We start from the raw sequence: 22438 nt of genomic DNA on the forward strand, positions 1-22438 counted from the left end.
TTCCATGCGATTATTCCTGTTTCTTCGCCCTATTTCCCCATGACCGACTTCATCGCCACCAGCGCCGGCCAGCGCGCCACCTTTTTGTGCGGCAAATCCTGGACGGCCTACGTCAGCACCTTCATCATCGCCGTGCTGCTGTTCTTTGCCGCCTTGCCGCTGGCCTTCAAGTACAACACGCGGGCCGCCTTCGTGGTGCTGGTCGGCTCGGCCCTGATCGTCGGCTACCGCCTGTTGACCATCCGCAGCTACCAGCTGTATTGCGACGAGGCAGGCGTGTGGCTGGCGTCCGGCATCTTGCCGTGGAAAAAGAAACTGACGGGCGTCAAATGGCGCGACATGGATGAAGCCGTCTACGAAACGAACTTCTGGAGCTGGCTGTTCCAGTCCTACACGGTGCGCGTCAGCCAGCGCTACACGCAAGAAACGGAAATCCACGCCACCGGCATGGCGCGCGGCAAGGACGCCGTGGCGGACCTGAATGCGCGCCATCAGGACATGCTGCGCGGCGGCGCCGTCGTCGTCTAGCGCGGGAACGCCCGGCGCAAAAAACTGCGCAGCGGCGGCAATTAATGCTAATCTTTGGGCCGCCCAGGCAAGCAAGGCCAACCTTTCAATAGTTGTTTGTTACTTATATTATCAGTTTATTATTTACTGATTTTTACAAACAGCCAAATATTCAAGAGACCAACTATGCTGACAAGAAATAAAATTGCGCTCGCCGCATTGATGATGGCCTTTACGCTGACGCCGGCCAGCGCCGCCAAGAAACCGCAGAAAAGCGGCAAGGCAGGCACCAGCAGCAGCAAGAAGAAAACCGTCGCCAGGAAGGCTGTCGTCGCCACGGCTGCGACGGCAGCCACGGTCGCGGCCGTCGCCAGCGAGAACAGCAGCGACCGTTCCATGAATAACCTCAGCGGCCAGTTCCTCACGGCCCTGTGGCGCCTGGATCCGGAAAGCGCGATTTCGGTCGGCAAGTACGACGGCGCCGCCAACCTGAGCATTCCTGACGCGGCCAGCCGCCAGAAGCAATTGGCCTTCATCGAAGAATGGCTGGGCAAGTTTGGCAAGTTGAATGCCAGCAAGATGTCCGACAAGCAACGTACCGACCTGGCCCTGCTGACGAACAAGCTGCAAGCGGACCGCTGGTATCTGACCACCTTCCGCGAATTCGAATGGAATCCCGCCCAGTACAACGTGGCCGGCTCCATCGATTTCATCCTGAACACGGAATACGCGGCCCAGCCGCAGCGCCTGCGCACCTTGCTCAAGCGCATCGCCGGCGTGCCGCAATACTATGCGGCCGCGCGCGCCAGTATCAATCACCCCACGCGCGAGCATACGCAGCTGGCCATCGCCCAGAGCGCCGGCGTGCTCAGCGTGCTTGACGACCTGAACAAGACGGCACAGGGTTCCATCCTGACGCCGGCGGAAAAGCAGCTGTACAACGCCCGCATCGCCGCGGCCCGCACGGCCGTGCAAGGCTATGCGGCCTGGCTGACGGAACAGGATGCGGCGCTGGCGCAGAACGGCAATGCGCGCTCCTTCCGCATCGGCAAGGATTTATATGAACAGAAATTCGCCTACGATATCCAGGCCAGCGTGAGCGCCGAGCAGATGTACCAGAAAGCCCTGGCCGCCCGCGAAAAGCTGCTCGAACACATGGACAGCCTGTCCGACGAGCTGTGGGTGAAAACCATGGGCGGCACGGCCAAGCCGGCGGACCGCACGACGAAGATCGGCATGGTGATCGACAAGTTGTCGAGCAAGCACGTGGCGCCCGCCGATTTCGTGCCGGAAATCCGCCGCCAGATCCCGGAATTGCAGGAATGGGTGAGCAGCCACAATCTGCTGACGATGGACCCGAAAAAGCCGCTGGTCGTGCGTGAAACGCCCGCCTACCAGCGCGGCGTGGCCGGCGCCAGCATCGAGGCGCCCGGCCCCTACCGCCCGCAGGACCGCACCTATTACAACGTGACGCCGCTCGACGGCGAAACGCCGGAGCAGGCGGAAAGCAGCTTGCGCGAGTACAACCACTGGATCTTGCAGATTTTAAATATCCACGAAGCCATCCCCGGCCATTACACGCAGCTCGTGTACGCCAACAAGTCGCCGTCGCTGGTCAAGTCCATCTTCGGCAATGGCGCCATGATCGAAGGCTGGGCCGTGTATGGCGAGCGCATGATGCTCGAATCGGGCTATGGCAACAACGCGCCGGAAATGTGGCTGATGTATTCGAAGTGGAACTTGCGCAGCGTCACCAACACCATCCTCGACTACAGCGTGCACGTGCTGGGCATGACGGAAGCGCAGGCGCTGGACCTGCTGACGCGCCAGGCTTTCCAGACCAAGCGCGAAGCGACGGAAAAATGGCGCCGCGTGCAGTTGAGCTCGGTGCAACTGACCAGCTATTTCAGCGGCTACAGCGAAATCATGGACTTGCGCGAACAGCGCAAGCAGGCGCTGGGCAACAAGTTCGTGCTGAAGGATTTCCATGAGCAGTTCCTCAGCTACGGCAGCGCTCCTGTCAAAGTCATCAAGGAATTGATGAATTAAGCGGCGCTCGCCGTCAGCTTGCAAAGGGCGCTGCGGCGCCCTTTTTGCATGCGTTTGCGCCGCCGCAAACCAGCTACCGCCCTGTCGATTAAGCTGACGGGAAGGCAGGCGCCACCGCACTCCTCACTGGCAATTGCCGATTTTTCTGCTAGGGTGAGTTCGGGAGCGTCCATGCATATGCCCATCCAGTTCGACACCCTCGATTACGCCAAACGCCTCGCCTCGGCGGGCGTGCCCACGCAGCAGGCGGAGGCCCATGCGATGGCGCTGGGCGAAGTGCTGGGCTCGGCCGTCGTCGTGCATGGCGAACTGGCGGCGCTGGAGCGCAATCTGCTGGGGGAAATCAAGCTGGTGTCGCAACAGGTCGATACCAAGTTTGGCGCCCTGGGGGTGAAGATCGACGCGCTGGAACTCAGGCTCGACACCAAAATAGACGCCCTGGAGCAAAAATTCGACGCCCGCCTGGAACGCCTGGACTTGCGCCAGGGCGCGGACATGAAACGCGTGTACTGGATGATGAGCACCTTGATCCTGCTCAACCTGGGCATCCTCAGCAAACTGATGCTGCAGTAAGCGCACACTCACTTTCCTGGCAACAAAAAAGCCGCTGCTCCCGGGGGAGGTCAGCGGCTTTTGCTTGCGAGTATAGTAAAGCGTCTAGGACGCTTCTTCCGGCGCCTGGGTGGCCTTGACGAAGATGGGCGCCACCAGCAGGCCCAGCTCGAACAGCAGGCACATGGGGATGGCCAGCGAGAACTGGCTGACCACGTCCGGCGGCGTGACGATGGCGGCAATCACGAAGGCGCCGACGATGATGTAGGGGCGCACTTCCTTGAGTTTCGCGATGGAAACCAAGCCCATGCGCACGAGGATCACCACCACCACGGGCACTTCGAAGGTGGCGCCGAAGGCCAGGCACATCGACATGACGAAATCGAGGTAGTTTTCGATATCCGGCGTCACCGCGATCGACGATGGCGAAAAGTCGCTGATGAAGTGGAACACGCGGCCAAACACAAAGAAATAACAGAAGGCCACGCCGGCCATGAACAGCAGCGACGACGAGATGACCAGCGGCGCGATCAAACGCTTTTCATGCGTGTACAGGCCGGGCGCGATGAAGGCCCACATCTGGTACAGCACCCAGGGCAAGGCGACGATGAAGGCGATCACCAGGGTGACCTTCATCGGCACCAGGAAGGGCGAAATGACGCCGGTGGCGATCATTTTCGAGCCGGCCGGCAGCGAGGCGATCATCGGCGCGGCAATGAAGTCGTAGATATGCGAGGGGCCGGGCCAGTAAAACAGCACGGCGCAGACGACGGCGATGCCGATCGAGGCTTTCACCAGGCGGTTGCGCAGCTCGACCAGATGCGAGATAAAGGTTTCTTCCACCGGAGATTTGCTACTCATGAGTAAAAGGAGGAGGAACTGGCGCGCGGACGGAAACGCGCCACGCGGGCGGCGGCCGACTGCACGTGCTGCTTGCCGCCATGGCGCTGCTTGTACCAGCCGGGAACGGCGGAATTGCGCACCAGTTTCTTGCGGCGGAATTCGCGCGCCTTGCGGGCCAGGTCATCGTTGGTGGCGCGCAGCATGGCTTCATGGGCATCGTGATGCCCGTCATATGCACTGGAATCGCCGCGCCAGGCGTTTTCCACCTCGGCCAGGTTGCCGGAAATCGAGTTTTCCACGCCATGCATGGATTTCTCCACGCTTTGCTGGACGGAATGGGCCGCATCCTGCACTTCCTTCTGCAGGTTTTTCAGCTCTTCCAGTTCGATTTCGCGCGTGACTTCGGATTTCACCTGGTTCAGGTAGCGTTGCGCGCGGCCATACAGGGTGCCGGCCATGCGCGCCACCTTCGGCAGCTTTTCAGGACCGATGACTATCAACGCAACCACGCCGATGATGGCGATTTTAGAGAGACCGAGATCGATCATAAGCGGACAAGGGCTGTTACCGGACGAGGCAAGGGCCCCGCCACGCTATCAGGACTTGCTTTTCTCTTTCGTTTCGACGTCGATGGTGCTTTTGTCGGCCACTTGCGATGGCGCAGCAGGAGGGGTATTGGCGGCAGGCGCCTCATCGTCGCCCTTGACGCCATCCTTGAAGCCTTTGACGGCCTTGCCGATATCACCGCCGATATTGCCCAGTTTCTTGGTGCCGAAGACCAGCATCACGATAACCAGAACGATCACCCAGTGCCAAATACTCAATGAACCCATCACATTCTCCTTGCGGGACGGTGCCCGAATAGCGTCAACCAATGCCGGTAGTATACACGCGAACCCGGCGCACGGCGAAATCAGTGCTGGCCGCGCCAGGGGCGGGGACCGCCGTACACATGCATGTGCAGGTGGTACACCTCTTGCCCGCCGTTCGGGCCGCTGTTGATCATGGTCTTGAAGCCGCCGGCAGGCGTGCCGTCGGCGTCATAGCTGACGGCGCAGCCGAACTCGGCAGCGAGCTTCGGCGCCAGGCGCAGCAGCTTGCCCAGCATCTCCGTATGGCTGTCGTCGCAGTCGGACAGGGTCGCCACGTGGCGCTTCGGAATCAGGAGCAGGTGCACGGGGGCGGCCGGGTTGATGTCCTTGAAGGCCAGCAAGTCCTCGTCTTCATACACTATGCTCGAGGGAATTTGTTTTGCAGCAATCTTGCAAAAAATACAGTTATCCACGCACGCTCCAGTAGGTCAGTGTTTGTCTGTTTCGCCGGCGTCGCGCAGCTCATCCTTGCGCGCCGCCTTCTCTTCCAGGCCGGACAAGCCTTCGCGGCGCGCCAGCTCGTCGAGCACCTGCTGCGGCGTCAGGTCGAACTGCGCCAGCATCACCAGCGAATGGAACCACAGGTCGGCGCATTCGTACAAGACCTTTGACGGGTCGTTGTCGCGGCGCGCATCCTTGGCGGCCATCACGGTTTCCGTCGCTTCCTCGCCGATTTTTTTCAAAATCGCATCATCGCCCTTGGCGAACAGGCGCGCGACATACGAGGTGGCGGGGTCGCCGCCATTGGCCAGCTTGCGCGATTCGATCACGGCGGCCAGGCGTTTCAAGGTTTCACTCATTTGTTCTTGCTTTCCGCGTAAATCGTGTCGGGATCTTTCAGCACGGGCTCGGTGACTTGCCATTCGCCCGTTTTCTCGTCGCCTTCGAACTTCTGGAAGAAGCACGAATGGCGGCCCGTATGGCAGGCGATGCCGCCGGCCTGCTCGATTTTCAGCAAGACCACGTCTTCGTCGCAATCGAGGCGGATTTCCAGCACCTTTTGCGTGTGGCCCGATTCTTCGCCCTTGTGCCACAGTTTCTTGCGCGAACGGCTCCAGTACACGGCTTCGCCCAGCTCCACCGTGCGCGCCAGCGCGTCGCGGTTCATCCAGGCGAACATCAGCACGTCATTGCTGCCCGCTTCCTGCGCGATCACGGGCACCAGCCCGTGCTCGTCCCATTTGACCTTTTTCAGCCACTTGGCATTGCTTGCTACGATGGTTCCGTTCTGCATGTTCTTCTATCCCGCTGATATTGACTGCTTGCCTTTACGCCAGGCGCATGGGAATGCCCTGCTGCGCCATGAATTGCTTGGCTTCCTGCACCGTGTGCTGGCCATAGTGGAAGATGCTGGCGGCCAGCACGGCATCGGCGCGGCCCACCTTGATGCCGTCGACCAGGTCTTGCAAGCCGCCCACGCCGCCCGAGGCAATGACGGGAATGCTGACGGCGTCGGACACGCCGCGCGTCAGGCCCAGGTCGAAGCCCACCTTGGTGCCGTCGCGGTCCATGCTGGTAAGCAAGATCTCCCCGGCACCCAGGCTTTCCATTTTACGCGCCCACTCGAAGGCGTCCAGGCCCGTGGCCGTGCGCCCGCCATGGGTAAACACTTCCCACTTGCCGGGCGACACCTGCTTGGCGTCGATGGCGACGACGATGCATTGCGAACCGTGCTTTTGCGATGCCTCAAACACCAGTTGCGGATTCGTCACGGCCGAGGTGTTGATGCTGACCTTGTCGGCGCCCGCGTTGAGCAGGCGACGCACGTCTTCCACCACGCGCACGCCGCCGCCCACGGTCAGCGGAATGAACACTTGCGACGCCACCGCTTCGATGATGTCGAAGATCAAACCGCGGTTGTCGCTCGAGGCGGTAATGTCGAGGAAAGTGATTTCGTCGGCGCCCTGTTCGTCATAACGGCGGGCAATTTCCACCGGATCGCCCGCGTCGCGCAATTCCGTGAAGTTGACGCCTTTGACGACGCGGCCATTGGTCACGTCGAGGCAGGGGATGATACGTTTTGCAAGCATGATGGGTTCCAGATTGTCGCCAGGCCAGGGAACGTGTGCGCGCGCCCCGGCCGGGCAGGCTTAAACGGCGGTGTCGGTCAGCTCGTCGGCGCGTTCCTGCGCCTGCGCCAGGTCGATCGTGCCTTCATAGATGGAGCGGCCGCAGATCACGCCCTCGATGCCTTCGGCCTGGACGGCGCACAGCGCTTCCACATCGCCGATGTTGTGCAGGCCGCCCGAAGCGATGACGGGGATCTTGACGGCTTGCGCCAGCTTGACGGTGGCGTCGATATTGATGCCGCCCATCATGCCGTCGCGGCCGATGTCCGTGTAGATGATCGATTCGACGCCGTAGGCTTCGAATTTTTTCGCCAGGTCGATCACTTCATGGCCCGACATCTTGCTCCAGCCATCCGTTGCCACTTTGCCATCCTTGGCGTCGAGGCCGACGATGATGTGGCCGGGGAAGGCGCTGCAGGCGTCGTGCAGGAAGCCGGGGCTTTTCACGGCCGCCGTGCCGATGATGATGTAGCTGATGCCGGCGTCGAGGTAGCGCTCGATGGTGTCGAGGTCGCGGATGCCGCCGCCCAGCTGCACGGGGATTTCCTCGATGTCGTTTTCCACGGCGAAGTCCTGCACCGCCTTGAGGATGGCTTTCACGGCGCCTTCATTCTTCGGCTTGCCGGCGAAGGCGCCGTTCAGGTCGACCAGGTGCAGCCGGCGCGCGCCTTGCATCAGCCAATGGCGGGCCATGTCGGCCGGGTCTTCGGAAAATACGGTGGCAAGTTCCATATCGCCTTGTTTCAGGCGTACGCAGTGACCGTCTTTCAGGTCGATGGCGGGAATGAGCAGCATGGTCAGTGTGGTTTAAAAGTGAGTGAGAAGCGGAAAAAAAGCCGGAAAACCAAGGTCAAGGTTGCCAGTGAACGAAGTTCTTGTACAGCTGCAAACCAGCGGCAGCGCTTTTTTCAGGGTGGAACTGTGTCGCGAAAATATTATCACGGGCGACGGCGCAGGCGAACGGCGCGCCATAGACAGTCTCGCCCACCGTGTGCGCCGCGACTTGAGGCTGAGCAAAATAGCTGTGCACAAAGTAAAAATAAGCATTGTCGGCAATGCCATCCCACATGGCATGGGATGCCGTCTGCCGCACTTGGTTCCAGCCCATTTGCGGTACCTTGAAGCGCGAACCGTCTTCCTGCACCTGGCCGTCGAGCTGGAAACGCACGACTTTGCCTGGCAGCAAGCCCAGACCGGCCGCATCGCCCTCTTCGCTGGCGTCGAACAGCATCTGCTCGCCGATGCACACACCGAGCACGGGCTTGCTGTTGGCGGCGCGCAACAGCGCCTCGAGCACGCCCGATTCGCGCAAGCTGCGCATGCAGTCGGGCATGGCGCCCTGGCCCGGCAGGACGATGCGGTCGGCGCCGTCGATGTCGGCGGGTGCGCCGGAAATGCGCACGTCGGCCTCCGGCGCCACGGCACGCAGCGCCTGCGCCACCGAGCGCAAATTGCCCATGCCGTAATCCACCACCACAATTTTATTCATGTTTAATCCCGGAATCTACAATATAGCGAGCGCGGCGCTTACAGGCTGCCCTTGGTCGATGGAATGATGCCGGCCGCGCGCTCGTCGAGCTCGGCAGCCATGCGCAGCGCGCGGCCAAAGGCCTTGAACACGGTTTCGCACTGGTGGTGGGCATTCGTGCCGCGCAAGTTGTCGATATGCAATGTCACGCCCGCATGGTTGACGAAGCCGCGGAAAAATTCCAGCGTCAGGTCGACGTCGAAGCCGGCGATCATGGCGCGCGTAAACGGGATGTGGTATTCGATGCCAGGGCGGCCCGAGAAATCGAGCACCACGCGCGACAGCGCCTCGTCCAGCGGCACGTAGGCGTGGCCGTAGCGGCGGATGCCCTTCTTGTCGCCGATGGCCTTGGCCACGGCCATGCCCAGGGTGATGCCCACGTCTTCCACCGTATGGTGGTTGTCGATATGCACGTCGCCCGTCGCCTCGATATCGAGGTCGATCAGGCCGTGGCGGGCGATCTGGTCCAGCATGTGGTCGAGGAAGGGCACGCCGGTGTTGAGCTTTTGCTGGCCCGTGCCGTCCAGGTTGAGGGCGACGCGAACTTGCGTCTCGTTGGTGTTGCGCGTGATTTCTGCGGTGCGGTTCATGGGAGGCTCTGGCGATTAGCTAAACGAGGGATGCCTTGAAGGCATCGTAAAAAAGGGAATTCTCTTCCGGGGTGCTGACGCTGATGCGCAGGCAATTGGCCAGCGCAGCATGCATTTTACTCATATTTTTAATTAAAACCCTGCGGGCAAGCAGTTTTGCGCAAACATCGTCGGAATCAGCCACACGAATCAGAAGAAAATTTGCCTTCGAGGGAAATACCGTCACGCCCGGCAGTTCCGCCAGGCGCAGCGCCAGTTCGTCGCGCGCGCTGTTGAGCAAGTCCGCCTGCGCATTGAGCACGTCGAGGTGCTCGAGCGCGAATTCGGCCGCCGCCTGCGTCAGCACATTCACGTTATACGGCGGCCGCACTTTCTCGAACTGCGCCAGCAGGGCCGGCGCGGCCGACATATAGCCGAGGCGAATGCCCGCCAGGCCCAGTTTCGACACGGTGCGCATCACCACCAGGTTCTCGAATTCGGGCAGGCGGCCCATGAAGCTGTGCTGCGCGAACGGCTCGTAGGCTTCGTCGACGACGGCGATGCCCGTGTCGCCCAGGGCGGCCAGGAGGCGCTCGATGTCGGCGCCGGCAAACAGGTTGCCCGTCGGGTTGTTCGGATAGGCGAGGAAGACCAGCGCCGGGCGGTGCGCTTCGATCGCCGCCAGCATGGCGTCCATATCCAGGCTGAAATCGGCCCGCAGGGGCACGCCGACGAAATCCATGCCGGCAAACTGCGCCGAACGCGCATACATGACGAAGGCCGGCACGGGCGCCAGCAGCACGGCGCGCTGGCCCGGCTCCTGGCGGGCGCAAGCCATGGCCAGGATGGAGATCAGCTCATCGGAGCCGTTGCCCAGCATGACGTCATAGCCGGCCGGCACGCCCAGTTTGGCGCAGATGGCTTGCTGCAGGCTGGCGTAGGACGGCGGATAGCGGTTCAGCGCCACGCCGGCCAGGCGCGCGCCCAGTTCCTCGCGCAGCTGCTGCGGCAGCGGATACGGGTTTTCCATCGCATCGAGCTTGATGTAGCCGCTGGCGTCGGCGACCTGGTAGCTTTTGACGGCCCGCACATCGGCGCGCACGGTGTTGCTGATTAACTGATCGAGGAAAGACATGCTGCAAACACTCCTGATGAAATTTAATGGAGACTAAACGACGACGTCTTCCGGCACGCTAACGTTGCGCGCCTTGCGGGCCGGCGCTTTTTTCACGGCGGGCGGCTTTTTCGCCGCCGCCGGCTTCTTCGCGGCCGCCTTGGCGGCCTTCGGCGCGGCACCCGTCGCCGCGGCACGGCGCTTGGCCGGCGCCTTTTTCTCAGGCTGCGGCGCGGCCGGCTCGGCCAGCTCCTGCGTCAATGCCGCCAGGCGCTGCTCGATGATGGCGCAGTAGTCGGGATTGAGCTCAAAACCGACGAAATCGCGTCCGCAGCGCCTGGCCGCCAGGGCCGTGGTGCCGCTGCCCATGAACAGGTCGAGCACCACGCCGCCGGGCGGGCACGAGGCCTTGACCATGCGCTCGATGATTTCCAGCGGCTTTTGCGTCGGGTGGTCGGCCCGTTCCGGGTGTTCCTTGTGCAGGCGCGAGACGCTCCACAAGTCTTTCGGGTTGTAGCCCACTTCCAGCCATTTCGCGCCGATGAAGATCGAGCGCGAGCGGGCTTTCTTGGTGGCCGCGTCGTAGGCGATGCGCACCGCGTCAAGGTCGAAGTAGTAATCCTTGCGCTTGACGAAGAAGCCGATGGTGTCGTGCACCGATGAAAAGCTGCGCACACTGCCGCCCATGGACGGCACGCGGCGGTCCCAGATGATTTCATTCATCATCGCCATGCGCTGTTTCAGCATGACGAAGATCTCCGGCGAATAGCGCCAGGTCAGAAAGATATACAGGCTGCCGTTGGCTTTCAGCTTGGGCAGCGCCGCATCGATCCATTCTTCCGTCCAGCGCAGGTAGTCGGCCACCGACTGCTGGTCCGAGGCATTGCCGTAATCCTTGCCCAGGTTGTAAGGCGGGTCCGTCAGGATCAGGTCCACGGAACCATCGGGAATGCGCGCCAGCCCCGCCAGCGCGTCTTCGCAATAGACCCGGTTGACCCAGTCCGGCTGGTCCGCCATCGTCGTCATGGCTGCGGCTTCAGACGCAGTTCGGCGCTGCGCGCGTGGGCCTGCAAGCCTTCGCCATACGCCAGGGTGGCGGCGACACGGCCCAGGGTCTGCGCGCCCGCTTCGCTCACGTGAATGATGGACGAGCGCTTCTGGAAGTCGTACACGCCCAGCGGCGACGAAAAGCGCGCCGTGCGCGACGTCGGCAGCACGTGATTGGGACCGCAGCAATAGTCGCCCAGCGATTCGGACGAAAAGCGGCCCAGGAACATGGCGCCCGCGTGGCGGATCTGCTCGGCCCACTGCTGCGGGTTGTCCGCCGAGATTTCCAGGTGTTCGGCGGCGATGCTGTTGGCGATCTCGCACGCTTCTTGCATGCTGCGCACCTTGATCAGCGCGCCGCGGTCGGCCAGCGAAGTGCTGATGGTGGCCTGGCGCGGCATCGTCGGCAGCAGCCTGGCGATACTCGCCTCCACTTGCGCGATGTACGCGGCGTCCGGGCACAGCAGGATGGCCTGCGCCAGCTCGTCGTGCTCGGCCTGCGAAAACAGGTCCATGGCGACCCAGTCCGGGTCCGTCGTGCCGTCGCACAGCACCAGGATTTCGGAAGGCCCCGCGATCATGTCGATGCCGACGATGCCGAACACGCGGCGCTTGGCGGCGGCTACATAGGCGTTGCCCGGGCCGACGATTTTATCGACGGCGGCGATCGTCTGCGTGCCGTAGGCCAGCGCGCCGACGGCTTGCGCGCCGCCGATGGTGATCACGCGCGTCACGCCCGCGATCGCGGCGGCGGCCAGCACCATCTGGTTTTTCACGCCATCGGGCGTCGGCACCACCATGGTGATCTCGCCCACGCCCGCCACGTGCGCGGGAATGGCGTTCATCAGCACGGACGACGGATACGCGGCCTTGCCGCCCGGGACGTAGATGCCGACCCGGTCCAGCGGCGTGATTTTTTGCCCCAGCACCGTGCCATCGGGCTCGGTGTAGCTAAAGCCGCGCAGTTCCTCGCGCTGGCGTTCGTGGAAGGCGCGGATGCGCTGCGCGGCGATCTGCAGCGCCTCGCGCTGGGCCGACGGCAGGCCGTTCAGGGCCGCCTGCAGTTCGGCTTGCGAAATGTCAAACGCCGCCATTTCCGCCGCGCCGCCATGCGGGATGCGGTCGAAACGGTTGGTGTACTCCAGGACGGCGGCGTCGCCGCGCGTTTTCACATCGGCCAGGATTTTTGCGACCGACGTTTCAATCGCCGCATCGGTACCCGCCTCGAACGCCAGCAGCGTATCGAGCGATTGTTGGAAACCTTCCTGGCTTGAATCGAGCTTGCGTATCTGTATCGGCATAATCGGCTTTCTGCTACTGAATGTGTCTAGGCTTGTGAGGCAGTTTGCGAGGCGCGTTCAAACGCCTCGATAATCGGCTGCAAGCGCTCGCGCTTGAGCTTTAATGCCGCCTGGTTGACCACCAGGCGCGACGAAATTTCCATGATGTGCTCGACCTCGACGAGGTTGTTCGCGCGCAAAGTGCTGCCCGTGCTGACCAGGTCGACGATGGCGTCGGACAGGCCGACCAACGGCGCCAGCTCCATCGAGCCATACAGCTTGATCAGGTCGACGTGCACGCCCTTGGCGGCGAAGTGCTCGCGCGCCGTGTGCACGAACTTGGTAGCCACGCGCAGGCGCGCGCCCTGGTGCACGGCCTTTTCGTAGTCAAAACCGGCCTGCACCGCCACCGACATGCGGCAGGAGGCGATATTCAGGTCGATCGGCTGGTACAGGCCTTCGCCGCCGTGTTCGAGCAGCACATCCTTGCCCGCCACGCCGAAATCGGCCGCGCCGTACTGCACGTAGGTCGGCACGTCGCTGGCGCGCACGATGATGACGCGCACGTTCGGATCATTGGTGGCCAAAATCAGCTTGCGCGAAGTCTCCGGGTTTTCCAGCACCTTGATGCCGGCCGCTTCCAGCAGCGGCATGGTGTCTTCAAAAATGCGGCCCTTTGACAGCGCCAGGATCAGCTGGGAGCTGTCACCGTTGTTCGATCCGTTCATGCTCGTTCCTTGTTATTTAATACGTACGATGTTCGCGCCGACGGCCGACAATTTGACTTCCATGCGGTCATAGCCACGGTCGAGGTGATAGATGCGGTCGATCAGGGTTTCGCCGTCGGCGGCCAGGGCGGCGATCACCAGCGAGGCCGAGGCGCGCAGGTCGGTCGCCATCACGGGCGCGCCGCGCAGCTGCTTGACGCCGGCGATGATGGCCGTGTTGCCCTCGATGGTGATGTCGGCGCCCAGGCGGTTCATTTCCTGCACGTGCATGAAGCGGTTCTCGAAAATCGTCTCGGTGACGCGGCTGGCGCCGTTGGCGATCGTGTTGACGGCCATGAACTGCGCCTGCATGTCGGTCGGGAAGCCCGGGTATTCCGTGGTGCGGAAGCTGACGGGGTTCGGACGGGCCGACATCTCGGCGCGGATCCAGTCGGCGCCGAAGGTCATCGTCAGGCCCATGGCGCGCAGCTTGTCGAGCGCCGCGTCGAGGATGTCGGTGCGCACGTTGCGCAGGGTGATGTCGCCGCCGGTGGCCGCCACGGCGCACAGGAAGGTACCCGTTTCGATGCGGTCGGCAATCACCGCGTGCGAGGCGCCGTGCAGGGCGTCGACGCCCTGGATCACCAGGCGGCTGGTGCCGATGCCGTCGATCTTCGCGCCCATGGCCACCAGCAGGTGCGCCAGGTCGGTCACTTCCGGTTCGCAGGCGGCGTTTTCCAGAATGGTCTCGCCTTCGGCGAGGGTCGCGGCCATCAGCAGGTTTTCGGTGCCGGTGACGGTGATCATGTCGGTGACGATGCGCGCGCCTTTCAGTTTGGCGCACTTGGCGTAGATGTAGCCGGCCTCGATGCGGATCTCGGCGCCCAGCGCTTCCAGGCCCTTGATGTGCTGGTCGACGGGGCGCGAACCGATGGCGCAGCCGCCCGGCAGCGAGACCTTGGCTTCGCCGAAGCGCGCTAGCATGGGGCCGAGCACGAGAATCGAGGCGCGCATGGTTTTCACCAGTTCATACGGCGCTTCCAGGGTGGTGATGGCGCTGCCGTTGAGGACCACGCGGTCGCCGTCCTGCTGCACTTTCAGGCCCGTCTGGCCCAGCAGCTTGAGCATGGTGGCCACGTCGTGCAGGTGCGGCACGTTCGTCAGGTCCAGGTCGCCCGCGGTCAGCAGGCCCGCGCACAGGATGGGCAGGGCGGCGTTTTTCGCGCCGGAGATGGCGATGTCGCCGTTCAGGCGGTTGCCGCCGTTGATGAGGAGCTTGTCCATGTGCTTATCCTTGGAATTCTTCAGGTGTCAGGGTTTTCATCGACAGCGCGTGGATTTCCTCGCGCATGCGGTCGCCCAGCGCCGCGTAGACGATCTGGTGGCGGGCGATCAGGCGCTTGCCGGCAAACGCGGGCGAGACGATCACGGCCTGGAAGTGCTGGCCGTCGCCCTCCACTTCGAGGTGCGTGCATTCGAGGCCGGCCGACAGGTAGCCGTGGATCAGTTCTGGAGTGGTGGTCACGATAAGTCCTTGATATTGAATAATGTAGTGATGTGATGTGCCGCAATTAGTGGCGCAAACGATAACCGCTCTTCAGCAGGCGGATCGATGCCAGCGCCAGGATCACGAGGAAGCCGGCGACGATGGAAAGACTGAGCCACGGGCTGACGTCGGAGGTGCCGAAGAAGCCGTAGCGGAAGCCGTCGATCATGTAGAAGAAAGGGTTCAGGTGCGATACCGTCTGCCAGAAGGCGGGCAGCGAGTGGATCGAATAGAACACGCCCGACAAAAAGGTGGCCGGCATGATCAAAAAGTTCTGGAAGGCGGCCAGCTGGTCGAATTTCTCGGCCCAGATGCCGGCGATCAGGCCCATGGTGCCCAGCATGGCGGCGCCCAGGAAGGCGAAGATGACGATCCACAGCGGGGCGACAAACGACAGGTCGGCGAACCAGCAGGTGATGGCAAAGACGCCAAAGCCCACGGCCAGGCCACGCGCGACGGAAGCGAGTACATACGCCGAGAAGATTTCCCAGTGCGACAGGGGGGTGAGCAGCACGAACACCAGGTTGCCCGTGATCTTCGACTGGATCAGCGAGGACGAGGAATTGGCGAATGCGTTTTGCAGCACGCTCATCATCACCAGGCCGGGAATCAGGAAGGCCGTGTAGCTGACGCCGGGGCTGGGCTCGACGCGGCCATCCAACACATGGCCGAACACCAGCAGGTACAGCATGGACGTGAGCACGGGCGCGGCCACGGTTTGCGTCGCCACTTTCCAGAAGCGCAGCGTCTCTTTGTAGACGAGGGTGCGAAATCCTGTCGAAATCATACGGTACCTTTATCCATGATCTGCAAGAAGATATCTTCCAGGTCGGCTTGTTGCAATTGCATTTCATCGATTTCGACGCCCGCCTCGCGCAGGCGGGCGAGGATTTTCTCGACTTCGCTGTATTCGTTGACGCGCAGGCTGAACTTGTTCGGCGCCTGCTGTTCTTCCGGGTGCAGCACCAGGTGCCGCAGGTCGGCCGGCAGGCTGCCGTTTTTCAGGTGCAGCTGCAGCTGCGAGCCGGCGATGCGGCGGATCAGCGCCGACATGGTGTCGAGCGCCACCACCTTGCCGGTCTTCAGCATGGCCACGCGCTGGCACATGGCTTGCGCCTCTTCCAGGTAGTGGGTGGTCAGCACGACCGTGTGGCCGCCCTCGCGGTTCAGGCGCGAGATGAACTTCCACAGGGTCTGGCGCAGCTCCACGTCGACGCCGGCCGTCGGCTCATCGAGCACGATGACGGGCGGCTTGTGCACCAGCGCCTGGGCCACGAGCACGCGGCGCTTCATGCCGCCGGACAGGGCGCGCATGTTGGTGTCGGCCTTGCCGGTCAGGTCGAGGTTTTCCATGACCTCGTCGATCCACTTGTCGTTGTTCGGCAGGCCGAAATAGCCGGACTGCAGGCGCAGGGTTTCGCGCACGGTGAAAAACGGGTCGAACACCAGTTCCTGCGGCACCACGCCCAGGTTGCGGCGCGCGTTGCGGAAGTCCTTGACCACGTCGTGGCCGTGGATCTTGACGGTGCCCGCGTCGGGGCGTATCAGGCCGGCGATGATGGAAATGAGGGTGGTCTTGCCGGCGCCATTCGGGCCGAGCAGGCCGAAAAACTCGCCTTCCTCGATGGCCAGCGACACGCCGCCCAGCGCCTTGAGCGATTTATAGCTCTTTTCTACATTCGTGATTTGAATTGCGGTCATGTGCTTGTTTCAAGTGTAATGCGTCTGGTGTGATGCGCCAGTGCCGGGACAATCCAGGCCGGCAGGCCGGTGCAGGGCGCCCCTTCCGTGGAGGGTAGCGCAACAGTCAATTATAGTTGGAAACTTCGTGGAACACTTGGAGTTCAATCCGGCGGCGCTGCTGGCTTGCCGGCTTGAAAGCTACTGCTGATGCGGGGAGTGGGACAGGATCAATGATGATGCAGGTCGGACGGGCTGCGTTCGGCGTGGCCGCCGGCGCTGGCGCAGTCGTCAGCCGTCAGGGTGCTCGAGACGAGCGAGCAGACGCCATACAGCTTGGTGAGGTTTTTCAGGTTGTTCGGCAGGTTCTTCAGCTCCAGCACGCCGCCCGCATCCTGCGCGGCGCGTTGCCACGTCAGCATGACGGAGACGGCGGCCGAATCGACGGCCTTGACGTTGCGCAGATCGAACTTCGTCTGACCCGAGCGGATGGCGTCCAGACCCTGCTCCAATGCCGAAGTGGCATTGTGCACGGTCAGGGAAGTCAGGGACTGCAAGGTGTCGAGAGAATCGGGCATGGCGTCGGGCTGCGCTGGTCTGGAGCTGGGTCTGGAGCTATATGATAGCCGATTATTTGGCTTTGGCGGCAGGACGGCTGGCCAGGGCCTTGTTTTTTGCCTGCAGGGTCTTGATCAGGCCATCGATGCCGCCCTTGCTGATTTCGCTGGCAAAGCTGCTTTTGTAGGTTTCCACCAGCCAGGCGCCCAGCACGTTGATGTCATAGATCTTCCAGCCGGCCGGGGTTTTCGCCACGCGGTAGTTCAGGGGCACGGGTTCGCCGCGCGCCACGTTGACCTGCGAGCGCACTTCCACTTCCGTATCGCTCGGGTCGGCGCGCAGCGGCTTGAATTCCACGGTTTCGTTCTTGATCTGCGACAAGGCGCCCGAATACGTGTAGATCAGCAGGGTACGGAACTCCGCCGACAGCTGCTTTTGCTGGTCCGGCGTGGCGTCGCGCCAGAAACGGCCGGCGGCCAGCGACGTCATGCGCTGGAAATCCACGTACGGCAAGATTTTGCTTTCTACCAATTCCGTGACGCGCTTGATATCACCCGCCTGGATCGCCTTGTCGGCCTTGGCCGTATCGATCACGTCCTGGCTGATGCGCTTGACCAACACGTCGGGCGCTTCCACGGCAGGGGCGGCCTGGGCGGCGGTGGCAAAGGCGATGGTCGCCATCGCCAGCAATTGTTTCATCAATTTCATGGTTCTACCTTTCATGGTGTTGCTATGCACCGGCTGGCGTTGATCGCAGCCGTGGTGGTCTTGTCCCGCAGTTTACTCCTGGGGCCTGGCCTCGGCGGCCACGGTATTGCTACCAGATGTTACGAGGCCGGCGGGCGCCGCATCGGCCGCCGCCACGGCTGGCGCGGCTTCCGCAGGGGCCGGCTGTGGTTTCGCATCGTACTCGGGCGCGTCATCGCTGGTGTCGTTTTTTGGCACTTTGCGGTCGCGGCGGTCCGTATCGCCATCGAAAACCTTGCTTTCGCGCGCCTGCAGGAAGCCGTCGCGGATGAATTCATAGCGGTCCAGCGCGGCCGCTTCCATCAGGTTCGTCGCGTCGAGCAGGGCGGCGCGCTTGTCGACCACGCGCGTTACCGTGCCGATATTGCGCACATTGACCGGGTCCTTGTAGCGCCATGGATCGCCCGTGATGTCGAGCGGCAGGGCCACCGTGTCGCGCACGGTCGATGGGCCCAGCAGCGGCAGCATCACGTACGGACCAGGCTGGACGCCATACCAGCCCAGGGTCTGGCCGAAATCTTCGCTGTGCTTCGGAATGCCCGCCTGCGAGGCGAAATCGATCAGGCCGAAAATGCCGAAGGTCGAGTTCATGCTGACGCGCACGACGTCCTGCAAGCCCGCCTCGCCCTTGCCTTGCAGCAAGTTATTTACGGCGCTCCACACATCGGCCAGGTTGCCGAAGAAGTTGCCGATGCCCGTCTGCACGAACGACGGCGTGACCGTCTTGTAGGCCGTGGCGACAGGTTTCAGCGCCACCTGGTCGACGGTATCGTTGAACTTGAACATGGCGCGGTTATACCCTTCCAGCGGGTCGCGCGGATTGGTGCCGGTGGCGCACGCGCTCACGCTGGCGGCGATGGCCAGGGCCAGGCCGATACGCGCCAGGCTGCCTTGGAATTTCATGGTCGACTCGCTCATTTGCTGTCCTTTCCTTCCGCTGCCTTGCTGTAGATGAACTGATTGATCAGGTCTTCCAGCACTGTGGCCGATTGAGTGCGGGCGATCTTGTCGCCCTCTGCCAGGTTCGCCAGATCACCGCCCGCTTCCAGGCCGATATACTGCTCACCCAGCAAACCGGCCGTCAGAATCTTGGCCGAGCTGTCTTTCGGAAATTTGTAACCGTCTTCGATGTCCAGTTTCACCAGCGCCTGGTAGGTCTTGTCGTCAAAGCGGATCTCCGCCACGCGCCCGACCACCACGCCGGCGCCCTTGACGGGCGCCTGCGGCTTGAGGCCGCCAATGTTGTCGAATTTCGCAGTAATGGTATACGTCTTGCTGAACGACAGCGAGCTCATATTGCCGGCCTTGAACGCGAGAAACATCACCGCCGCCACGCCCAGCAAGACGAACAAGCCTACCCAGACATCCAAAGATTTACGTTGCATAAACAATCCTAAATAATTTTTACTTGCCGCCACCTGCGCAGATCCCGCCCAGGCCGCTATTTTTTTTTGCTGATCTGTAATTACTTGCTAAACATCAAAGCCGTCATCATGAAATCGAGCCACCACACCATCAGTGACGAAATAACAACAGTGCGCGTGGTGGCGCCGGACACGTCTTCCGGCGTCGGCTGTGCCTGGTAACCCTGGAACAGCGCGATGAACGTCACCGCAATGCCGAAGACCAAGCTTTTGACATAGGTACCGTTGCCAATATCTTTCCAAACATTTACGCCGCCCTGCATCTGCGACCAGAACGAGCCTTCATCGACGCCGATCAGCACCACGCCGACCAGGTAGCTGCCGATGACGCCGACGGCCGTGAAGATGCCGCCGAGGATAGGCATGGCGATCACGCCGGCCCAGAAACGGGGCGCCAGCACGCGCTGGATCGGGTTGACGGCCATCATTTCCATGGCCGACAGCTGCTCGCCGGCCTTCATCAGGCCGATTTCGGCCGTCAGCGAGGTGCCGGCGCGGCCAGCGAACAGCAGGGCCGTGACGACCGGACCCAGCTCACGCATCAGTGACAGCGCCACCAATTGCCCCAGCGATTGCGTCGCGCCAAAGGTGCTCAGCGTGTAATAGCCTTGCAAACCCAGCACCATGCCGACGAACAGGCCGGACACGGCGATGATCACCACCGAGCGGCTGCCGATGTAAAACAATTGCTCGAGAAGCAAGTGCGGACGGCGCCACAAGCCCCCCGAGGAGGCGATGATGAGAAAGAAGGAACGCACGGCAAAGCCGAGGTCTTGTACCGAATTGCGCAACCATGCTCCGATCGCCGCCAGGAAACCCGCGATCATCGGCCCGCTCCCGCGTGCAGCCCCAGGTCGTCGGCCAGCGACTTGCCCGGGTAGTGGAACGGCACGGGGCCATCGGCCTCGGCGTTGACGAACTGCTTCACGTACGGATGCGTCGAGACAGCCATTTCGGCCGGCGTACCGTGCGCCACAATCTTGCCCGATGACAGAAAATAGACGTAATCAGCGATGGCAAAACACTCCTTTACATCGTGCGATACCAGGATAGACGTGGAGCCCAGCGCATCGTTCAGATTGCGGATCAAATTGGCCGTCACGCCCATGGAAATCGGGTCCAGGCCGGCGAACGGCTCGTCATACATGATCAGTTCGGGGTCGAGCGCGATGGCGCGCGCCAGGGCGACGCGGCGGCCCATGCCGCCGGAAATCTCGGCCGGCTTCAATTGCGCCGCATTGCGCAAGCCCACGGCGTGCAGCTTCATCAGCACCAGGGTGCGGATCAGCTCTTCATTCAAGTCCGTGTGTTCGCGCAGGGGGAAGGCCACGTTCTCGAACGCCGTCAAGTCCGTAAACAGGGCGCCATGCTGGAACAGCATGCCCATCTTGCGGCGCAGCTGGTATAGCTGGTCCGTCCCCAGCGTATGCACGATCTGGCCGTCGACATTGACGGAGCCGGAACTGGGACGCAGCTGCCCGCCGATCAGGCGCAGTACGGTCGTCTTGCCACTGCCGGAACCACCCATGACGGCCACAACTTTTCCACGTGGGAAATCCATTTGAAGGCCCGATAAAATCGAACGTTCTCCATAGGCAAAGTGTAAATCACGGATTTCAACAAGATTTGGCACGACGAAGCTCACTATTTTAATGGCGTATTGTAGTGCAGAAACACCAATCTCTGCTGAGACACCCCGCTGGACAGCCCGGGACAGGGGGAGAATACAACACTAATGAATCGAAAGTCAGATATTTTATTGTAAAAAACGCGAGCCTGCACGCGCGCCGCGCCCACAAACGGCGGCATGAGCAAGTAACAAGGGCCACGGCGCATTGCACGCCGTGGCCCTGGCTTGATCCAGCTCAAATCGTTAGCGTGGCAGCGAGGAAGCACCCATCAGGAAGGCATCGACGGCGCGCGCGCACTGGCGCCCTTCGCGGATGGCCCAGACCACCAGCGACTGGCCACGGCGCATGTCGCCGGCCGCGAACACTTTCGGCACCGACGTCTGGTAGCAGCCTTCGCCGTCCGTGCCGGCCTTGACGTTGCCGCGCGCATCCGTATCGACGCCGAACGCTTGCAGCACTTGTTGCACAGGGGAAACAAACCCCATGGCCAGGAAGACCAGGTCCGCCTTCATCTCGAATTCCGAGTTCGGCACTTCGCTCATCTTGCCGTCTTTCCATTCGACTCTGCAGGCGATCAGCTTTTCCACCTTGCCGCCCTTGCCTTCGAAACGCTTGGTGGCCACGGCCCAGTCGCGCTCGCAGCCTTCCTCGTGCGAGGACGAGGTGCGCAGCTTGGTCGGCCAGTACGGCCAGACGAGCGGCTTGTTTTCCTGTTCCGGCGGCTGCGGCATCAGTTCGAACTGGGCCACGGAAGCGGCGCCATGGCGGTTCGAGGTGCCCACGCAGTCGGAACCCGTGTCGCCGCCGCCGATCACCACCACGTGCTTGCCCGTGGCCTTGATCTGGTCCTTGAGCTTGTCGCCCGCGTTGACCTTGTTTTGCAGCGGCAGGAAATCCATGGCGAAATGCACGCCTTTCAGGTCGCGGCCCGGCACGGGCAAGTCGCGCGGCTGCTCGGCGCCGCCGGCCATGATGACGGCGTCAAATTCTTTTTCCAGGTCTTCCGGGAAAATGGTTTCCTTGGCCCAGTTGTTCACGTTGGCAGGGAAATCCTTGCCGACCAGCACGCTGGTGCGGAACACCACGCCTTCGGCTTCCATCTGTTTCACGCGCAGGTCGATGTGCGACTTTTCCATCTTGAAGTCAGGGATGCCGTAACGCAACAAACCGCCGACCCGGTCGCTCTTCTCGAACACGGTGACGGCGTGGCCGGCGCGCGCCAGCTGCTGCGCCGCCGCCAGGCCGGCGGGGCCGGAACCGACGATGGCTACTTTCTTGCCAGTACTAAAAGAGGCCGGCTGCGGCGTGACCCAGCCGTGTTCCCAGCCCATGTCGATGATTTTATGCTCGATGGACTTGATGCCGACCGGATCTTCGTGTATGCCCAGGGTACAAGCCGCTTCGCACGGCGCCGGGCAGATGCGGCCCGTAAATTCCGGGAAGTTGTTCGTCGAATGCAGGGTATCGAGCGCTTCGCGGTAGGCGCCGCGGTACACGAGGTCATTCCAGTCAGGAATGATGTTATTCACGGGACAACCCGTGGTGCAGAAGGGGATGCCGCAATCCATGCAGCGCGCGCCCTGCACGGTCGCCTGGGCGTCCGACAGGTGCAAGACGAATTCCTTGTAGTTCTTCAGACGCGCGGCAGGCTCCAGATAGTGCTCGTCCTGGCGCTTGAATTCCATGAAGCCGGTAATTTTACCCACGATGTTTCC

The 22438-nt window shown here is 62.2% G+C and carries 29 protein-coding genes; 3 read left to right on the forward strand and 26 right to left on the reverse strand.

What is annotated here, in order from left to right:
- The first annotated feature begins 39 nt into the window (after window positions 1-39).
- Window positions 40-528 (forward strand): hypothetical protein, encoded by a 489-nt coding sequence (locus tag CBW50_RS19140; RefSeq protein WP_086147030.1) that lies wholly within the window; start codon window positions 40-42, stop codon window positions 526-528.
- A 119-nt stretch (window positions 529-647) separates the two neighbouring features.
- Here the strand turns inward: CBW50_RS19140 and CBW50_RS30345 are convergent, their stop codons facing one another.
- Complete coding sequence (locus CBW50_RS30345; protein WP_319017228.1) at window positions 648-905, reverse strand: hypothetical protein; 258 nt, start codon at window positions 903-905, stop codon at window positions 648-650.
- Here CBW50_RS30345 and CBW50_RS19145 point away from each other — a divergent pair.
- Both CBW50_RS19145 and CBW50_RS19150 read left to right on the forward strand, forming a co-directional pair.
- A complete protein-coding gene (locus CBW50_RS19145; protein ID WP_319017227.1) occupies window positions 904-2556 on the forward strand; it encodes a DUF885 domain-containing protein in 1653 nt (550 codons plus the stop codon). The genes CBW50_RS30345 and CBW50_RS19145 overlap by 2 nt on opposite strands.
- A 171-nt stretch (window positions 2557-2727) precedes the next feature.
- Window positions 2728-3129: a hypothetical protein gene (locus CBW50_RS19150; protein ID WP_139842573.1), complete on the forward strand. Its 402-nt coding sequence runs from the start codon at window positions 2728-2730 to the stop codon at window positions 3127-3129.
- A gap of 84 nt (window positions 3130-3213) precedes the next feature.
- On the opposite strand, the gene tatC is transcribed toward CBW50_RS19150, so the two are convergent.
- The 25 genes from tatC to CBW50_RS19275 form a co-directional block, all read right to left on the reverse strand.
- A complete protein-coding gene (gene tatC / locus CBW50_RS19155) occupies window positions 3214-3969 on the reverse strand; it encodes a twin-arginine translocase subunit TatC (RefSeq protein ID WP_035823092.1) in 756 nt (251 codons plus the stop codon).
- Complete coding sequence (tatB, locus tag CBW50_RS19160; RefSeq protein WP_086147032.1) at window positions 3966-4499, reverse strand: Sec-independent protein translocase protein TatB; 534 nt, start codon at window positions 4497-4499, stop codon at window positions 3966-3968. Before tatB ends, tatC begins: the two co-directional genes overlap by 4 nt.
- Window positions 4500-4547: 48 nt before the next feature.
- Window positions 4548-4784, reverse strand: coding sequence for a Sec-independent protein translocase subunit TatA (gene tatA, locus CBW50_RS19165; RefSeq protein WP_086147033.1), 237 nt, complete (start codon window positions 4782-4784; stop codon window positions 4548-4550).
- Window positions 4785-4864: 80 nt separating this feature from the next.
- Window positions 4865-5236: a histidine triad nucleotide-binding protein gene (locus tag CBW50_RS19170; protein WP_086147034.1), complete on the reverse strand. Its 372-nt coding sequence runs from the start codon at window positions 5234-5236 to the stop codon at window positions 4865-4867.
- Between the two features lie 15 nt (window positions 5237-5251).
- Entirely contained in the window at window positions 5252-5623 is a 372-nt protein-coding gene (locus CBW50_RS19175) for a phosphoribosyl-ATP diphosphatase (RefSeq protein ID WP_034753849.1), read from the reverse strand.
- A complete protein-coding gene (gene hisI / locus CBW50_RS19180) occupies window positions 5620-6057 on the reverse strand; it encodes a phosphoribosyl-AMP cyclohydrolase (RefSeq protein ID WP_086147035.1) in 438 nt (145 codons plus the stop codon). The genes CBW50_RS19175 and hisI overlap by 4 nt, the downstream gene beginning before the upstream one ends.
- Before the next feature lie 34 nt (window positions 6058-6091).
- Window positions 6092-6853 carry an imidazole glycerol phosphate synthase subunit HisF gene (hisF, locus tag CBW50_RS19185; RefSeq protein ID WP_070290307.1) on the reverse strand — a complete coding sequence of 254 codons (762 nt, stop codon included), beginning with the start codon at window positions 6851-6853 and terminating at the stop codon, window positions 6092-6094.
- A gap of 60 nt (window positions 6854-6913) precedes the next feature.
- A complete protein-coding gene (hisA, locus tag CBW50_RS19190; RefSeq protein ID WP_086147036.1) occupies window positions 6914-7687 on the reverse strand; it encodes a 1-(5-phosphoribosyl)-5-[(5-phosphoribosylamino)methylideneamino]imidazole-4-carboxamide isomerase in 774 nt (257 codons plus the stop codon).
- A gap of 55 nt (window positions 7688-7742) precedes the next feature.
- Window positions 7743-8381, reverse strand: a complete 639-nt coding sequence (gene hisH / locus CBW50_RS19195; RefSeq protein ID WP_086147037.1) for an imidazole glycerol phosphate synthase subunit HisH — start codon at window positions 8379-8381, stop codon at window positions 7743-7745.
- Window positions 8382-8419: 38 nt separating this feature from the next.
- Entirely contained in the window at window positions 8420-9010 is a 591-nt protein-coding gene (gene hisB / locus CBW50_RS19200; RefSeq protein WP_010402123.1) for an imidazoleglycerol-phosphate dehydratase HisB, read from the reverse strand.
- Window positions 9011-9029: 19 nt separating this feature from the next.
- The gene (gene hisC, locus CBW50_RS19205; protein ID WP_086147038.1) at window positions 9030-10124 is read right to left on the reverse strand and encodes a histidinol-phosphate transaminase; all 1095 of its coding nucleotides are present in this window, start codon (window positions 10122-10124) and stop codon (window positions 9030-9032) included.
- A 33-nt stretch (window positions 10125-10157) separates the two neighbouring features.
- Window positions 10158-11120: a site-specific DNA-methyltransferase gene (locus tag CBW50_RS19210; protein WP_086147052.1), complete on the reverse strand. Its 963-nt coding sequence runs from the start codon at window positions 11118-11120 to the stop codon at window positions 10158-10160.
- A 5-nt stretch (window positions 11121-11125) separates the two neighbouring features.
- Window positions 11126-12451 carry a histidinol dehydrogenase gene (hisD, locus tag CBW50_RS19215; protein WP_086147039.1) on the reverse strand — a complete coding sequence of 442 codons (1326 nt, stop codon included), beginning with the start codon at window positions 12449-12451 and terminating at the stop codon, window positions 11126-11128.
- 26 nt (window positions 12452-12477) lie between these two features.
- Window positions 12478-13158 (reverse strand): ATP phosphoribosyltransferase, encoded by a 681-nt coding sequence (gene hisG, locus CBW50_RS19220; protein WP_035823105.1) that lies wholly within the window; start codon window positions 13156-13158, stop codon window positions 12478-12480.
- 12 nt (window positions 13159-13170) lie between these two features.
- Window positions 13171-14421, reverse strand: a complete 1251-nt coding sequence (gene murA / locus CBW50_RS19225) for a UDP-N-acetylglucosamine 1-carboxyvinyltransferase (protein WP_076569461.1) — start codon at window positions 14419-14421, stop codon at window positions 13171-13173.
- Between the two features lie 4 nt (window positions 14422-14425).
- The gene (locus CBW50_RS19230; RefSeq protein ID WP_010402134.1) at window positions 14426-14662 is read right to left on the reverse strand and encodes a BolA family protein; all 237 of its coding nucleotides are present in this window, start codon (window positions 14660-14662) and stop codon (window positions 14426-14428) included.
- Window positions 14663-14708: 46 nt separating this feature from the next.
- Window positions 14709-15470, reverse strand: coding sequence for an ABC transporter permease (locus CBW50_RS19235; protein WP_076569463.1), 762 nt, complete (start codon window positions 15468-15470; stop codon window positions 14709-14711).
- On the reverse strand, window positions 15467-16384 hold the full coding sequence (locus CBW50_RS19240; RefSeq protein WP_086147040.1) for an ABC transporter ATP-binding protein: 918 nt from the start codon (window positions 16382-16384) through the stop codon (window positions 15467-15469). Before CBW50_RS19240 ends, CBW50_RS19235 begins: the two co-directional genes overlap by 4 nt.
- Window positions 16385-16593: 209 nt before the next feature.
- Window positions 16594-16941 carry an STAS domain-containing protein gene (locus tag CBW50_RS19245; protein ID WP_070219654.1) on the reverse strand — a complete coding sequence of 116 codons (348 nt, stop codon included), beginning with the start codon at window positions 16939-16941 and terminating at the stop codon, window positions 16594-16596.
- Between the two features lie 52 nt (window positions 16942-16993).
- Entirely contained in the window at window positions 16994-17629 is a 636-nt protein-coding gene (locus tag CBW50_RS19250; protein WP_086147041.1) for a phospholipid-binding protein MlaC, read from the reverse strand.
- A gap of 72 nt (window positions 17630-17701) precedes the next feature.
- Window positions 17702-18586, reverse strand: a complete 885-nt coding sequence (locus CBW50_RS19255; RefSeq protein WP_086147042.1) for a VacJ family lipoprotein — start codon at window positions 18584-18586, stop codon at window positions 17702-17704.
- Complete coding sequence (mlaD, locus tag CBW50_RS19260) at window positions 18583-19053, reverse strand: outer membrane lipid asymmetry maintenance protein MlaD (protein WP_086147043.1); 471 nt, start codon at window positions 19051-19053, stop codon at window positions 18583-18585. The genes CBW50_RS19255 and mlaD overlap by 4 nt, the downstream gene beginning before the upstream one ends.
- An 80-nt stretch (window positions 19054-19133) precedes the next feature.
- Entirely contained in the window at window positions 19134-19919 is a 786-nt protein-coding gene (mlaE, locus tag CBW50_RS19265; RefSeq protein WP_086147044.1) for a lipid asymmetry maintenance ABC transporter permease subunit MlaE, read from the reverse strand.
- Window positions 19916-20725, reverse strand: a complete 810-nt coding sequence (locus tag CBW50_RS19270; RefSeq protein ID WP_086137632.1) for an ABC transporter ATP-binding protein — start codon at window positions 20723-20725, stop codon at window positions 19916-19918. Before CBW50_RS19270 ends, mlaE begins: the two co-directional genes overlap by 4 nt.
- 240 nt (window positions 20726-20965) lie before the next feature.
- A complete protein-coding gene (locus CBW50_RS19275) occupies window positions 20966-22429 on the reverse strand; it encodes a glutamate synthase subunit beta (protein ID WP_086147045.1) in 1464 nt (487 codons plus the stop codon).
- Window positions 22430-22438 lie beyond the last annotated feature (9 nt).

The organism is Janthinobacterium sp. GW458P, from assembly GCF_002127585.1.
Taxonomy (GTDB): Bacteria; Pseudomonadota; Gammaproteobacteria; order Burkholderiales; family Burkholderiaceae_D; genus Janthinobacterium.